14 protein-coding genes and 1 pseudogene are annotated in these 14,506 nt (G+C 68.3%); 4 read left to right on the top strand and 11 right to left on the bottom strand.

The genetic code is table 11. From position 1 onward, the window contains the following. Nucleotides 1-342 (bottom strand): annotated as a pseudogene (locus tag J0F76_RS09425) (efflux RND transporter periplasmic adaptor subunit); the annotation flags it as partial. Nucleotides 343-448: 106 nt separating this feature from the next. Then, nucleotides 449-1,636 carry a kynureninase gene (kynU, locus tag J0F76_RS09430; protein ID WP_207468409.1) on the bottom strand — a complete coding sequence of 396 codons (1,188 nt, stop codon included), beginning with the start codon at nucleotides 1,634-1,636 and terminating at the stop codon, nucleotides 449-451. Between the two features lie 76 nt (nucleotides 1,637-1,712). On the opposite strand from kynU, the gene J0F76_RS09435 reads away from it, so the two are divergent. Continuing rightward, nucleotides 1,713-2,501: an alpha/beta hydrolase gene (locus J0F76_RS09435; protein ID WP_207468411.1), complete on the top strand. Its 789-nt coding sequence runs from the start codon at nucleotides 1,713-1,715 to the stop codon at nucleotides 2,499-2,501. Here the strand turns inward: J0F76_RS09435 and J0F76_RS09440 are convergent. Further along, entirely contained in the window at nucleotides 2,491-2,961 is a 471-nt protein-coding gene (locus J0F76_RS09440; protein WP_207468414.1) for a YbaK/EbsC family protein, read from the bottom strand. The genes J0F76_RS09435 and J0F76_RS09440 overlap by 11 nt on opposite strands. A gap of 132 nt (nucleotides 2,962-3,093) precedes the next feature. Between J0F76_RS09440 and J0F76_RS09445 the strand changes: the two genes are divergently transcribed. Then, nucleotides 3,094-3,435 carry a hypothetical protein gene (locus J0F76_RS09445; RefSeq protein WP_207468416.1) on the top strand — a complete coding sequence of 114 codons (342 nt, stop codon included), beginning with the start codon at nucleotides 3,094-3,096 and terminating at the stop codon, nucleotides 3,433-3,435. A gap of 83 nt (nucleotides 3,436-3,518) precedes the next feature. Beyond that, nucleotides 3,519-4,775: a lytic murein transglycosylase gene (locus J0F76_RS09450; RefSeq protein WP_207468419.1), complete on the top strand. Its 1,257-nt coding sequence runs from the start codon at nucleotides 3,519-3,521 to the stop codon at nucleotides 4,773-4,775. 184 nt (nucleotides 4,776-4,959) lie between these two features. On the opposite strand, the gene J0F76_RS09455 is transcribed toward J0F76_RS09450, so the two are convergent. The 8 genes from J0F76_RS09455 to J0F76_RS09490 all read right to left on the bottom strand — a co-directional run bounded on the left by J0F76_RS09455 (nucleotide 4,960) and on the right by J0F76_RS09490 (nucleotide 12,852). Beyond that, nucleotides 4,960-5,448, bottom strand: a complete 489-nt coding sequence (locus J0F76_RS09455; protein ID WP_207468421.1) for a metallophosphoesterase family protein — start codon at nucleotides 5,446-5,448, stop codon at nucleotides 4,960-4,962. A 247-nt stretch (nucleotides 5,449-5,695) separates the two neighbouring features. Then, entirely contained in the window at nucleotides 5,696-6,187 is a 492-nt protein-coding gene (locus J0F76_RS09460) for an RNA pyrophosphohydrolase (RefSeq protein WP_207468422.1), read from the bottom strand. After that, nucleotides 6,180-7,610 (bottom strand): S41 family peptidase, encoded by a 1,431-nt coding sequence (locus tag J0F76_RS09465; protein WP_207468424.1) that lies wholly within the window; start codon nucleotides 7,608-7,610, stop codon nucleotides 6,180-6,182. The genes J0F76_RS09460 and J0F76_RS09465 overlap by 8 nt, the downstream gene beginning before the upstream one ends. Nucleotides 7,611-7,627: 17 nt before the next feature. Beyond that, nucleotides 7,628-8,803 (bottom strand): murein hydrolase activator EnvC family protein, encoded by a 1,176-nt coding sequence (locus J0F76_RS09470; RefSeq protein WP_207468426.1) that lies wholly within the window; start codon nucleotides 8,801-8,803, stop codon nucleotides 7,628-7,630. Further along, entirely contained in the window at nucleotides 8,800-10,317 is a 1,518-nt protein-coding gene (gene gpmI, locus J0F76_RS09475) for a 2,3-bisphosphoglycerate-independent phosphoglycerate mutase (RefSeq protein ID WP_207468428.1), read from the bottom strand. The genes J0F76_RS09470 and gpmI overlap by 4 nt, the downstream gene beginning before the upstream one ends. Before the next feature lie 198 nt (nucleotides 10,318-10,515). Then, nucleotides 10,516-10,983 (bottom strand): 23S rRNA (pseudouridine(1915)-N(3))-methyltransferase RlmH, encoded by a 468-nt coding sequence (gene rlmH, locus J0F76_RS09480; protein WP_207468431.1) that lies wholly within the window; start codon nucleotides 10,981-10,983, stop codon nucleotides 10,516-10,518. Nucleotides 10,984-10,996: 13 nt separating this feature from the next. Continuing rightward, on the bottom strand, nucleotides 10,997-11,419 hold the full coding sequence (rsfS, locus tag J0F76_RS09485) for a ribosome silencing factor (RefSeq protein ID WP_207468530.1): 423 nt from the start codon (nucleotides 11,417-11,419) through the stop codon (nucleotides 10,997-10,999). Nucleotides 11,420-11,496: 77 nt separating this feature from the next. Continuing rightward, nucleotides 11,497-12,852 carry a mechanosensitive ion channel family protein gene (locus J0F76_RS09490; protein ID WP_207468433.1) on the bottom strand — a complete coding sequence of 452 codons (1,356 nt, stop codon included), beginning with the start codon at nucleotides 12,850-12,852 and terminating at the stop codon, nucleotides 11,497-11,499. Between the two features lie 213 nt (nucleotides 12,853-13,065). Between J0F76_RS09490 and leuC the strand changes: the two genes are divergently transcribed. After that, nucleotides 13,066-14,502: a 3-isopropylmalate dehydratase large subunit gene (leuC, locus tag J0F76_RS09495; protein WP_207468435.1), complete on the top strand. Its 1,437-nt coding sequence runs from the start codon at nucleotides 13,066-13,068 to the stop codon at nucleotides 14,500-14,502. Nucleotides 14,503-14,506: the final 4 nt, after the last annotated feature.

The raw sequence follows: 14,506 nt of genomic DNA on the forward strand, positions 1-14,506 counted from the left end.
GGTGCCGACGCCGCGGGCCAGCAGCGCCTCGGCCCGGTCGCTGGCCTGACGGGCCTGGGACAGGCCGGCGCGGGCCGCGGCCAATCCGGCCTCGGCCACGCGAAGGGCCTGGTCCTGCTGGAGAGAATCGACCCGGGCAAGTTCCTGCCCCTCGGCCACGCGGTCGCCTTCGTCCACCAGGACGCTTGTCACGCGCCCGGCCTGGCGAAAGCTCAGCTGGATGCTGTCCGTGGCGGCGATGCTTCCCGACAGTTGCAGGTCAAGCTGCACCGGCCGCTCGGCGGCCTCGACCAGTTCGACGCGCAGCAGGTCGCCTTGCGCAAGCGCCGCGGATCCCGGCAACGCCGCGGCCCCAATGACCCATGCCAATCGAAACACGCGCATGAACACGTCCCATCAAATGACGCAGTTGTGCGTCACAATCGGCACCGGCGAAAGCCCCGTGCCCTTACGTCACCGCCGCCTTGTCATGAAACTTCTCATCATTCCAAAGACCGTCGCGCAGGACCCGGGCCAAGGTTTCGACCGCGCGCCCGACATCGTCAAGATCATTGTAGAGCGGCGCGAAGCCAAAGCGCAGCACGTCCGGCGCCCGGAAGTCGCCGATCACGCCCTCGGCGATCAGCGCCTGCATCACCGCATAGCCCTGCGGATGGCGGAAGCTGACCTGGGAACCGCGCCGCTGCGGATCGCGGGGTGAATTGAGGGTCACGTCCGGGCAAGCGGCCTCGACCCCCTTGATGAACGCCTCGGTCAACGCGATCGAGCGGGCGCGCAGGTCAGCCAGTTCGACGTCGTCCCACACGTCAAGCGCGGCATCCAGTGCCGTCAGGGCGATCACGGGGGGCGTGCCGACCCGCATCCTTTCCACTCCCCCGGCCGGGCGATAGCCCAGGTCAAAGGCAAAGGGCGCCTCATGGCCCATCCAGCCCTGCAGGATCGGCTGCGCCGCCTCGGCATGGCGGGGATGGGTCCAGATGAAGGCGGGGGCGCCCGGCCCGCCGTTCAGGTACTTGTAGGTGCAGCCGACCGCGAAATCGGCATCCGCCCCGGCCAGGTCCACATCGACCGCGCCCGCCGAATGGGCCAGATCCCAGACCGTCAGCGCGCCCGCGCGATGCGCAAGGGCGGTCAGCGCCGCCATGTCGTGGCGGCGGCCGGTGCGGTAATCCACCTCGGTCAGCATCAGCACGGCCAGGTCGGGCGTGATCGCGGCCCCGACCTCCTCGGGGGCGACGACGCGCAGTTCGGCGCCGACCGCGCGCGCCAGCCCTTCGGCCACATAAAGATCCGACGGGAAGTTGCCGTTGTCCGACAGGATCACGCGGCGGCCGGGACGCAGCGCCAGTGCGGCGCTGACGGCCTGGAACACCTTGATCGACAGCGTGTCGCCCATCACCACCTCGCCCGGCCCGACCCCGATCAGGCGGGCGATGCGGTCGCCGACGCGGCGCGGCTGGACATACCAGCCCGCCTTGTTCCAGCCGGTTATCAGCATCTCGGACCATTCGTCCGCCATCATCGCCGCCACCCGGTCCCTGGCCGCGACGGGCATCGGCCCCAGCGAGTTGCCGTCCAGGTAGGTGATGCCGGCGGGCAGGTGGAAGGCGCGGCGGGTGGCGGTGAAATCGGTCATGGCGGCTCCTTGTCTTGACCGGAGGCTAGCAGCAGGATCACCTGGCGGAAAGGGAAGGCCGGAAAGAGGGATCTGGATGCTGTATCACGTCGCCGACTGGGACGACGCCTATGCCAATGGCGCGCATATCCCCAATGCCGAAAGCTTCGTTCCCCGGTGGGAGGATGCCGCCGCCCAGTTCCGCCAGGCCCATCCCCCCGAGCCGCTGGGGCGCGGGCACCTGTTCCGCCCGTCGGGCACCGCGCGGGGGCTGATGGTCTTCATCCATGGCGGCTACTGGATGCGCTTTGGTCCCGGCACCTGGTCGCACCTGGCTGCCGGTGCCCTGGCGCGCGGCTGGGCCGTGGCCATGCCCGCCTATACGCTGGCCCCCAAGGCGCGCATCGCGCAGATGACCCGCGAGGTCGCCGAGGCGATCGTCGAGGCTGCCCGCTGCGTGGACGGCCCCCTTGTCCTGAGCGGCCATTCCGCAGGCGGCCATCTGGCCGCGCGGATGGTCTGCCCCGACGGCCTGCCCGATGCGGTGGCGGCGCGGGTGACGGCCTGCGTGCCGATCTCACCCCTGGCGGACCTGCGTCCGCTGCTGTGCACGGCCATGAACGACACCCTGCGGCTTGACGCGAACGAGGCCGCGGCGGAAAGCCCCGCCCTGCTGGCGCCCCGCCCGGGCATCCCGGTCACCACCTGGGTCGGCGGGATGGAACGGCCCGAGTTCATCCGGCAGGCCCGGCTTCTGGCGAATGTCTGGGCGGGACTGGGCGCGGCGACCGAATGCGTGATCGACCCCGGCCACCATCATTTCGACGTGGTCGAAGGGCTGGAACGGGCGGGCAGCCCGCTGTTGGAACGGCTTCTCAGCCGGTGAAATCCGCCAGCGACGCCCCCGTCAGGGTCAGCAACACCCCCGGCGCGATGGCGAAGATGTGGCGCGGCGTGCCGGCCGCGGCCCAGACGCGGTCGAAATCCAGCAGGCGCCGGTCGAAAAAGGCCGCCACCGGCGCCGGATGGCCCACCGGGGCGACGCCGCCGATGGCAAAGCCGGTTTCCGCGCGGATCAGCGCCGCATCGGCCTTGCCCAGCGGCTGCCCGGCGATGGCGGTGGCCTTGGCGGGATCGACGCGGTTGCCGCCGGCGGTCAGGAACAGGACGACATGGCCGCTGGCCTCGCCCCGGAAGATGATCGACTTGGCGATCTGGTCGAGGGCGCAGCCCGCCGCCTGCGCGGCATCGGCCGCCGTGCGGGTGCTGTCCGCCATCTCCAGGATCTCGGCCTTCACCCCCGCCGCATCCAGGGCCGTCCGCACGCGCGCCACGCTTTTGCTCATCCCGTCCCCCCATGATCGCGGCGCGACCATAAGGCGGCGACGGCATGGGGAAAAGGGCCGTCCCCGCATCGCACGTCTTGCGCTTTGCCCTGCGGCGTGATGAGGCGGACGGGCGATCGAAGGAGACCCGCCATGAACGTCTATACCCTGCTGGTCGAGGTGGGACGGGCCCCGAACGACGGGTTGCCCGACGGATCGACCGGCGCCGCGCTGATCTGCTATGCCGCAGGCCGTGACGAGGCCGAGGCCGTGCGCGAAACCGTTGCCATCCTGAAGCAGGCCGACCTGTCGCCGCTGGACGTGACCGGCTATGGCAGCCTGGAGGAACGGCTGGCCGAAGGCCACGAGATCGACGACGAGGAGCGCGCCCTGATGAACCGCGCCCTGGACGAGAACTCGGTCATCATCGCGCAGATGCAGCCCTTCTTCAAAGGCTGCGAAGGCGGGTCGGACGACGACGGGATGCTGCACTAGGGGCAAAGCGGCCTATTCAACCGAAAGTGTCTTCGCTAGACTGCCCCCAACAAGAACAGCAGCAGTCACGGACAGGCGATCCCATGATACTTTCCCGCATTTTCCTGACCACCGCCCTGGTGGGCGCGCTGGCGTCCTGCGGCGGTCCGATGAACCGCGCACCGGGCGCGATGACCGGCAGCGGCCCGGTCACGCCCGCGCCGATCCCCGCCGCCTCGGCCGGAGACGAGGCAGGCCTGCAGAACTTCGTCCAGTCCTTCCGGCCCCGCGCCATCGCCTCGGGCGTGTCGCCCGCCACCTATGACCGCGCCATGCGCATCGCCCGCTACAACCCCGAGGTGATCCGCCTGGACCGCAAGCAGGCCGAGTTCAGCCGCCCCGTCTGGCTGTACCTGGACAGCGCCGTATCGGATTCGCGCATCACCACCGGCCGCCAGAAGGCCGCGCAGCTGTCTGGCGTGTTGTCCCGGATCGAGGCCCGCTATGGCGTCCCGCGCGAGATCGTGCTGGCGGTCTGGGGGATGGAATCGAACTTCGGCGCCAACCGCGGCAAGATGCAGATCATCCCGTCGCTGGCCACGCTGGCCTATGACGGCCGCCGGGGCGAGATGTTCCAGAACCAGCTGATCGCCTCGCTGCGCATCCTGCAGGCGGGCGACACCGATCCCGAGCATATGCTGGGGTCGTGGGCCGGGGCGATGGGCCACACGCAGTTCATGCCGACCTCGTATCTGGACTATGCGGTCGATTTTACCGGCGATGGACGCCGCGACATCTGGTCGGACGACCCGACCGACTCGCTGGCATCCACCGCGAACTACCTGCGCCGCAACGGCTGGGTGCCGGGCCAGGCCTGGGGGGCCGAGGTGCAGTTGCCGCCGGGCTTCAACATGGGCCTGGTCGGCAAGGGCACGCGGCGGTCGGACTGGGCGGCCCAAGGCGTTCGCCGGATCGGCGGCGGCGCGCTGCCGGGCGGCAACGGCTCGATCATCATGCCGGCGGGCGCGAACGGCCCGGCCTTCCTGATCCTCGACAACTTCCGGTCGATCCTGCGCTACAACAACTCGGACAACTACGCGCTTGGCGTGGCTTTCCTGGGCGAGCGCATCGCGGGCCGCGCGGGCATCCAGGGATCTTGGCCCCGCAACGACCGTCCGCTGTCCACGTCGGAACGACAGGAAATCCAGCAGCGCCTGCGCGCCAAGGGCTTTTACCAGGGCGAGATCGACGGGCTGTTCGGCTCGGCCACGATGGAATCGGTCGCGGCCTACCAGCGGTCCATCGGGGTCACGCCGGACGGGTATCCGACATCGATCCTGCTGGGGCAGTTGCGGCGGTGATGGAGAAAGGGGCGTCCGAAAGGGCGCCCTTCCGGTTCGTGCGCCTTGAGCCCGTTGCGGTCATTGATCCCTGCCTTCATGCTGCCGCAATAGACATCGATCCGTCGCGAACTCATGAGGGATCCTGCCTCTGCCTCCAGCAGACTGAGGGCCATTCAGGTGGCCATGTCCAAGCGGAAGCAGGTCAGACAGGCAAGGGGTGGATCATGGCGCGGGGGCGCCCGGCCTCTTTCCAAAGGAAAGCCAGCGTGATCGGCAGGCGGAAGCGGCGGGGGCCGGCCGCGCCGGGGTTCAGCCAAAGGATGCTGCCGGTTTCCGCGATGCCGGGCTTGTGGGAGTGGCCCGAGATCACCACGTCCCACCCTTCGGCGCGCGGATCGGCCCGCAAGGCCTTGCGGTCATGGATCATGTGGATCCGCAAGCCTCCGGTCGTGAGGCTGACCGTTTCAGGCAAGTCCTTGGCCCAGTCGCCGCGGTCGATGTTGCCGCGGATTGCCGTTACCGGGGCGATGCGCACCAGCACGTCGAGATGGCGGGGATCGCCGATATCGCCCGCGTGCAGGATATGGTGGACGCCTTCGAGAGCCTCCAGCGCCTCGGGGCGGAGCAGGCCGTGCGTGTCGGAGATGACGCCGATGCGCTGTTCAAAGGATGGCTGGCCAAGTGGATGCATGGGCGCAGTTCCTGTTCGGCGAAGGAAGGGACGATGCCGAACGACCGGAGCGCAGGCCCCGATCGCCTTGCCATCTGCATCCCCGATGGATCGTGGACTCACGGGCAAACAACCTTAGAAGGCGATGTTCCGGGAAACCGCCATGCCGAGGCCGGACGGATGCTCCGCGATCCTGCATGGCCTTCGTCAAGATCGCGGTAACCGTCGCGGCCAGCGGCAGGTTCGTCCCTTGTCGTCCAGACAACCCCTACCGCAGCCACTCCCGGAACGCCGCCAGCACCTCCTCGTAAACCCCGCGCTTGAAAGGCACGATGTTTTCCAGCAGCGCAGCCGCGGGCATCCAGCGCCACTCCTCGAACTCGGGGTGGTCGGTGTCGATGCGGATGTCGGCGTCGTCCCCCCCGAACCGCATCAGCACCCATTTCTGGCGCTGGCCGCCATACTTTCCCTTCCAGACCTTGCCCATAAGCTCGGGCGGCAGGTCGTAATAGACCCAACCGGGGGTTTCGGCCAGGATCTCGACCTTGTCGGGGGAAACGCCGGTTTCCTCGACCAACTCGCGCAGGGCGGCCTCGCGCGGGGATTCACCCCCGTCGATCCCGCCCTGGGGCATCTGCCAGGCGCCAGGCATGTCGATGCGCTGGCCCGCGAAGACCAGGCCTTCCGCGTTGATCAGCACCACGCCGGCGCAGGGCCGGTAGGGCAGCCCGCCCGGCCCCGTCCGTTCCGCCTCAGCCATTCGTCTTGGCCGCGCCCGAACCCTCGGTCCCCGATCCCTCGCCCGTCATGGCGGGGGTTTCGCTGGCCGGAACCTGCCCCGCCTGGAAATCGACGGCGGCAAGGCCCTTGAGGATGTCCACGGCATAGGCCAGCTGGTAGTCCTCGTCGCGCAGCTTGGCGGTGGCCTCGACCTCGGCGGCCTCGTCCTCCATCTGCTTCTTCTCGTCGTCGCTGACCGAATCGTTGTTCAGCGCGCCGCGCAGGTCGGCCTCGGACCGGCCGAAGTTCGACTGGGTGCGCGGGCCTTCCTTCTCGTCCTCGGGCGTGGCCGGCGGGGTCGGCTGGGCCACCAGAATGTCGGGCTGGATGCCCAGCGACTGGATCGAGCGGCCCGACGGCGTGTAATAGCGCGCCGTGGTCAGGCGGATGGCGCTTTCGGCCGTCACCGGCATGACCGTCTGGACCGAACCCTTGCCGAAGGTCTTTTCGCCCACCACGATGGCGCGGCGGTGATCCTGAAGCGCGCCCGCGACGATTTCCGAGGCACTGGCCGAGCCGCCATTGGTCAGCACGACCATCGGCTTGCCCTGCGCCAAGTCGCCCGGCTCGGCGTTCCAGCGTTCGCTTTCCTCGGGGTTGCGGCCCCGGGTGCTGACGATCTCCCCAGCCTCCAGGAAGGCGTCGGACACGCTGATCGCCTGGTTCAGCAGCCCGCCGGGATTGTTGCGCAGATCCAGGACAAAGCCCGTGACCTTGTCGATCCCGCCCGCATCCTTGACGCCCTTCTCCAGTTCGGACTTCAGCGTGTCATAGGTTTCGTCGTTGAAGGTGGACACGCGCAACACGACCGAATGGCCTTCCACGCGGGTTTTCACCACCGTCAGCTTGATCGTGTCGCGCGTCATGGTCAGGTCGAACGGCTCGGTCTCGCCCTCGCGCAGGATGGTGACGGTGATCTCGGACCCGATGGGGCCGCGCATCATGTCCACGGCCTGATCCAGCGTCAGGCCCATCAGCGATTCGCCGTTCACATGGGTGATGAAGTCGCCCGACTTGACGCCAGCCTGCGCGGCAGGCGTGTCGTCGATGGGGGACACGACCTTGACCAGCCCTTCCTCCTGGCTGACCTCGATCCCCAGGCCGCCGAAGCTGCCGCGGGTCTGGGTCTGCATGTCCTCGTAGTCGCTGGCCGACAGGAAACTGGAATGCGGGTCCAGCGAGGTCAGCATCCCGTTGATGGCGGCCTCGATCAGTTCCTTGTCGTCGGGCGCCTCGACATAGTCGGCACGGACGCGTTCGAAGACATTGCCGAACAGTTCAAGCTGTTCGTAGATCGAGGCGTTGGAGCCGGTTTCCTGCGCGACCAGCGGCCCGGCGATCTGGGTGGTCAGCAGGGCCCCGGCCAGAACGCCGCCCACGCCTGCGATCAGATAATGTTTCATGTCGGCCTTTCCTGCCTTCAATCCTGTTGGGCCCCTACGACCGGATTCAGCATGAACCAGTCCGCCGGGTCCAGAGTTTCCTGTCCCTTGCGCAATTCGAGATACAGGGATTCCGTCTGCCCTGCATTGCCGCCCATGGCGGCATCGGCCACGAATTGCGCACCGAATTCCTGTGCAGACGCTTCCGTCCCGCCCATCAGGCCCAAGGGATCGCCCGCCTGCAGCACGTCGCCCACCTCTCCGAAGACCTGCGCCATGCCCGCGAAGACCAGAAGATAACCGCGCGCGGGCTCGACGATCATCACATTGCCGTAATCCAGCAGCGGGCCACGATAGCGGATCGTCGCGGGCCAGGGGGTCGTCACGAGGGCCGCGGGGGGCGTGGCGATCACCCAGCCGGGACGTTCGACCCCGGCGGCATCCGGCTGGTCGTAGAGCCGCAGGATGGTTCCCACCACCGGCAGGGGCAGGCTTCCCCGGGCTCCCTCGAAATCCTCTATGGGCGGGCCGACATCCATCTGCACCTTGGCCACGCCGGCCGCGAATTCGTCCAGCGACTGCGCCGCATCGCGCAGCTTTTGCAGTTCTGCGGGCGCATCGGCAAAGCGGACAGGCAGGCTGGACCGGTCGGTCACGGCGCTGGCCAGAAGCCTGCGCGCCTCCTGGACCGAGGCAAGTCCCGTCCCCAGCATCTGCGCCGCGCCCGCCTGCAGTTCGCGCACGGTGGCGATCTCGCGCAGGTCGTCCTGCAGCCGCTCGGCCTCGGACCGCAGGCCGGGGGTGACATCGGCAAGCACCATGCCCGACCGGGCATTGGCCAGCGCGCCGGCCGGATGCAGCAGCATGGTGGTCTCGGGCGATTGCTGCAGCGCCGTCATGGCCCCCAGCACCGAGGCCAGTTGCACCCGCTGCGATTCGAAACGGGCGCGCAGGTCCGCCTCGCGCGCGCTGGCCTGGCGCAGGCCTTCGCGCAGGGCGGCGAGGCCCTGTTCGTATCCCCGGATGACCTCCGTCAGGGCCGTCACCTGGTCGTCGGCGGACACGGCATCGGCCAGCTTGGCGACTGCGGCACGCAACTGGGCCGCGGCATCCTGCGCCTCGGCCACGGCGGCGCCGACCGAAGGCTGGTCCTGGGCGGCCACCGGAGTGGCGGCGATCAGCGCCGCCAGCGCAAGGGAAAGCAGCCGTTTCATGCGGTCACGATCAGGCTTTCGCCGGTCATCTCGGCGGGCTTGTCGAGTCCCATCAGATCCAGAACCGTCGGCGCCAGATCGGCCAGCCTGCCGTTCCGCAGGCTTGCGCCCGCCGGGCCGCCATAGACGATCACCGGCACGGGGTTGGTGGTATGGGCGGTATGCGGGCCGCCGGTTTCGGGGTCGATCATCGTCTCGCAATTGCCGTGGTCGGCGCAGATCACCGCCGCGCCGCCCGCGCGGTCCAGCGCCTCCAGCATCCGGCCAAGGCCGCGATCCACGGCCTCGCAGGCCAGGATGGCGGCAGACAGGCTGCCGGTATGGCCCACCATGTCGGGATTGGCAAAGTTCACCACGATCAGGTCATAGTCCGCGCCGATCACCTGGACCAGTTTTGCCGCGACCTCGTCGGCGGCCATCTCGGGCGCAAGGTCATAGGTCGCGACCTTGGGGCTGGAGGGCATGAAGCGGTCCTCGCCCGGTTCGGGCGCCTCTTTCCCGCCGTTCAGGAAGAAGGTGACATGGGGGTATTTCTCGGTCTCGGCCAGGCGGAACTGGCGCAGGCCCTTGGCGGCGACCCAGGCGCCCAGCGTGTTGAGCACCTGCCGCTTCGGGTAGGCGGTGGTCATGTATTCGTTGTGCCGGGTGCTGTAGTCGACCATCCCCAATAGCGCCGCCCATTCCGGGCGGTCGTTCGTGCCGAACTGGTCGAAGGCCGGATCGGCCAGCGCGGCAAGGATCTCCCGCGCCCGGTCGGCCCGGAAGTTGAGGCAGAAGAACCCGTCCCCGTCCATCGCGCCGTTATAGCCGTCGACGATGAAGGGCTGGATGAATTCGTCGGTTTCGCCACGCGCATAAGCGGTGGTCACGGCCAGGTCGGCGGACAGCGCGGGCTCGCCCTGCCCCGCGACGATGGCGCGATAGGCACGCTCGACCCGTTCCCAGCGGTTGTCGCGGTCCATGGCGAAGTAACGTCCGATCACCGTGCCGATCCGTGCGCCCTCGGGCAGCGTGCCTTGCAGTTCGGTGACAAAGCCCATCGCCGACTGCGGCGGCACGTCGCGTCCGTCGGTGACGGCATGGACCACGACCGGCACGCCCGCCCCGGCAATGGCGCGGATGGCGGCCTGGACATGGACGATATGGCCATGCACGCCCCCGTCGGATACCACGCCCATCAGATGCGCCGTCCCTCCCGTGGCGCGCAGCCGTTCCACGAAGCGAACCAGCCCTTCATTGCCGTGAAAACTGCCATCCTCGATCGCCAGGTCGATCTGGCCCAGATCCATCGCCACGACGCGGCCGGCGCCGATATTGGTATGGCCCACCTCGGAATTGCCCATCTGGCCGCGGGGCAGGCCCACGTCGGGCCCGAAGGTCGTCAGTGTCGCATGGGGGCAGTCGCGCATCAGCCGGTCGAAGTTCGGCGTCACGGCCTGGTCCGGCGCGCTTTGCTCGGGCCGGTCCGAGATGCCCCAACCGTCAAGAATGCACAGGACCACAGGTTTCGTCATGTCAGCCTCGGATGATTTTCGCCTTGTTACGCTGGCGCAGCGGCTGCGGCAACCGTAAGCCGGGGGCTTCGCGCCCCCGGACCCCCGCGGGATATTTGAACAAGATGAAATGAGGGTTGCTTTCACATTGGCGTAAATATCCTCGGGGGAATCTCCGAAGGAGATGGGGGCAGACAGCCCCCTGCCCGGTTGCCACACTCACTCCCGGTGATAAGGCGATCCCGCCAGGATCGTCGCCGCGCGATACAGCTGTTCGGCCAGCATCACGCGGACCAGCATGTGCGGCCAGACCATGCGGCCCAGGCTGATCTGCCAGTCGGCCCGCGCCCGCAGCGCCGGATCAAGCCCGTCCGCGCCGCCAATCACGAAGCAGACATCGCGCGCCTCGTCGCGCCATTCCGCCAGCCGCCGCGCGAACAAAGGAGAGGTCGGCTGTTCGCCGCGTTCGTCCATCATCACCAGGGCCGCGCCTTGGGGGATCGCGCGCGCCAGAACCTCCGCTTCAGCGGCCATGCCGCCGCCGCGCCTGTCCTCGACCTCGTGGATGGTGATGGGCGGCAGGCCGAGGCTGCGACCGGTCTTGGCGAAACGGTCGAGGTAGTCCGCCACCATCGCCGCTTCGGGACCCTTGCGCAGCCGCCCGACCGCGGCGATGTCGATTCGCATGGAGCCCGGCCGGTCAGTGGGCCGGGCGTGCCCCGTCGCGGACGCGGCTCAGCGCGTCGGCGGGCATCCACATCTTTTCCAGCTGGTAGAACTCGCGCACCTCGGGGCGGAAAACGTGGACGATCACGTCGTCCGTGTCGATCAGCACCCAGTCGCCCGTGTCCTTGCCCTCGATCCGGGGGGTGCGGCCGGTGATCTGCTTCATCCTCTCGGCCAGCTTTTCGGCGATGGCGCCCACCTGACGCGCGCTGCGGCCCGATGCGATCACCATGTGATCCGCCATGGCCGACCGTCCGCGCAGGTCGATCGTGACGATGTCCTCGGCCTTGTCGTCGTCAAGCGAGGACAGGATGCGGTCCAGGATCTGGTCGCTGGTCAGATCATGCGCCGCGGGGGTCGCTGCCGGCCCCGTGGCCGACGAGACGTCTTGTGACAGGGTTTCATCCTCCGGTCAGCGCGCCGATCGCCCCCGGCGCAGGGGATGGTCTAAAGATAGCATCTTTTCGGGCCATCTCAATGATCCCGGTCCGATTCCGTGCCGTCCGGCCGGGGATCGCCCATATGGATCGGCAGCGAGGCATTCACAACCCGCACCTCGCGCTGCGGGAAGGGGATGGTGATGCCCTGTTCCTTGAAGGCGTCCCACAGCGCCAGATAGACTTGGCCCCGCACATTGGTCAGCCCGCCCGCCGCGTCGTCGATCCAGAAGCGCAGCACGTAGTCGATGGAACTGTCGCCGAAGCCCGTGACCCAGCAGACCGCCTGCCGATGGGTCAGCACGCGCTTCACGGTCTTGACGGCGGCGATGGCTACGGCGCTGACCTTGTGGGGATCGTCGTCGTAGGAGGCGCCGAACTTCAGGTCTAGCCGGACGAAGCTGTTGGTGTGGGACCAGTTGACGACTTGGCCCGTGACCAGATCCTCGTTCGGGATCAGGTATTCCTTGCCGTCGCGCGTGACCACGCTGACATAGCGGGCGCCCAGTTCCTCGATCCAGCCGAAGGTGTCGCCCAGGCTGATGACGTCGCCGGGCTTCACGGACTTGTCCAGAAGGATGATCACGCCCGACACCAAGTTCGACACGACCTTCTGCAAGCCGAAGCCCAGGCCCACGCCCACGGCGCCGGAAAAGACCGCCAGTCCCGTCAGGTCGAAGCCCGCCGCCTTCAGGCCCACGACCAGCGCCAGGCTGAACAGCGCGATCTGCAACAGCTTCGTGGTCAGCACCCGCATCGTGGGCGAGATGTCCTCGTTCCGGGCCAGCCGACCCGAGATCAGCCGCGACAAGGCCCGCGCGCCGCCGATCATCAGGCCGGTCACGACTAGGGCCTTCAGCACCGTCAGGGCCGACAGGCGCAGCTCGCCCACCGTGATGGCGATGCTGTCCAGGAAATCGCCCGCGGGCTCCGTCAGGCCAAGCAGCAGCAGCGTGACCCAGATCCAGGCCAGCCAACTGGTGATCCGGCGCAGGAAGCGGTTGGCGATCAGCCGCACCAGGAAGAAGATGACCAGCCAGGCCGTCGCGATGGAGGCCGCCAGCGCGATCAGCGCGCTGCGCGAGGGCCAGGTGGCTTCGCGCATGACAAGGACGACGGCCCAGGCCAAGGCCACGAAGATCAGCAGCCCCAGCCTGCGCCCGATCAGCACCCCAAGCCGCAGCCGCCATTTCGGCCAGTTGTCGCGACGATGCAGCCAGCTGTCCCACAGGCGGACGGCGCCCCGGCCCAGCAGCCAGGACAGGAGGATCAGGCCGATGACGGCGGCCAGCTGATACAGCCGCTGCGGCAGGATCATGATCTCGAAGAACAGGGCGATGCGTGACCACAAGCCCTGCGCGGCATCCACGACGTTCGGACCGATCGGCTCCATCCCTCCGCCTTTTCCGACAATATTGCGTCAACGCCGAAAGGCGCATAAAAGATCGCCCATGTCCGGGTTCATCTATTTCGACATCCATGACCGCGCGCGCCTGCCTTCGCGGTTCTTTGGCGAAACGCGCGGCGTGACGGCGCGACTGTGACGGGCTGCGGTTCCGCCGCAGCCGATCCCTTCGCCATATCCTCACAGCCGAAAGCCTCAGCCATGACCGTTGATTCCAAACCCGCCGCCGCGCGGACGCTTTACGACAAGATCTGGGACGCCCATGTGGTGGACCGCCAGCCCGACGGCACCTGCCTTCTGTATATCGACCGCCACCTGGTCCACGAGGTCACCAGCCCGCAGGCCTTCGAAGGCCTGCGCATGACCGGCCGCACCGTTCGCGCCCCCGAACGCACCATTGCCGTGCCCGACCACAACGTCCCCACCACCTGGGACCGCGAACAGGGCATCGACAACGAGGAATCGCGCATCCAGGTCGAGGCGCTGGACCGCAATGCCCGCGAGTTCGGCGTGGTCTATTACCCCGTCAACGACATCCGCCAGGGCATCGTCCACATCGTCGGCCCGGAACAGGGCTGGACCCTGCCCGGCATGACGGTGGTCTGCGGCGACAGCCACACCGCCACCCATGGCGCCTTCGGTGCCCTGGCCCACGGCATCGGCACCAGCGAGGTCGAGCATGTTCTGGCGACCCAGACGCTGATCCAGAAGAAGTCGAAGAACATGAAGGTCGAGGTGACGGGCCGCCTCGCCCCCGGCGTCACCGCCAAGGACGTGGTGCTGGCGATCATCGGCAAGACCGGCACCGGCGGCGGCACCGGCCATGTCATCGAATATTGCGGCGAGGCGATCCGCGGCCTGTCCATGGAAGGCCGCATGACGGTCTGCAACATGGCCATCGAGGGCGGCGCCCGCGCCGGCCTGATCGCGCCGGATGAAACCACCTTTGCCTATGTGAAGGGCCGCCCCCATGCGCCGAAGGGCGCGCAATGGGAAGCCGCCGTCGCCTGGTGGAAGACGCTGTTTTCCGACGACGACGCCCAGTGGGACAAGGTCGTCACCCTGCGCGGCGAGGACATCGCCCCCACCGTCACCTGGGGCACCAGCCCCGAGGATGCGCTGCCCATCACCGCCACCGTCCCCGCCCCCGAGGATTTCACCGGCGGCAAGGTCGAGGCCGCGCGGCGGTCGCTGGACTACATGGATCTGACGCCCGGCACTCCCCTGACCGACATCGCCATCGACGCGGTCTTCATCGGGTCCTGCACCAACGGCCGGATCGAGGATCTGCGCGCCGCCGCTGACGTGCTGCGCGGCCGGACCCTGGCGCCGGGCGTGCGCGGCATGGTCGTGCCCGGATCGGGCCTCGTCCGCGCCCAGGCCGAGGAGGAGGGGCTGGACCGGGTCTTCAAGGACGCGGGCTTCGAATGGCGGCTTGCGGGCTGTTCCATGTGCCTTGGCATGAACCCCGACCAGTTGGCGCCGGGCGAACGCTGCGCCGCGACCTCAAACCGCAACTTCGAGGGGCGCCAGGGCTACAAGGGCCGCACGCACCTGATGTCGCCCGCCATGGCGGCGGCGGCAGGGGTCGCGGGGCATCTGGTCGATATCCGCGCCTTTGCGGCAGAAATGGCCTGAGGAG

It is taken from the genome of Paracoccus fontiphilus, assembly GCF_017356265.1.
In the GTDB taxonomy this organism is placed as follows: domain Bacteria; phylum Pseudomonadota; class Alphaproteobacteria; order Rhodobacterales; family Rhodobacteraceae; genus Paracoccus; species Paracoccus fontiphilus.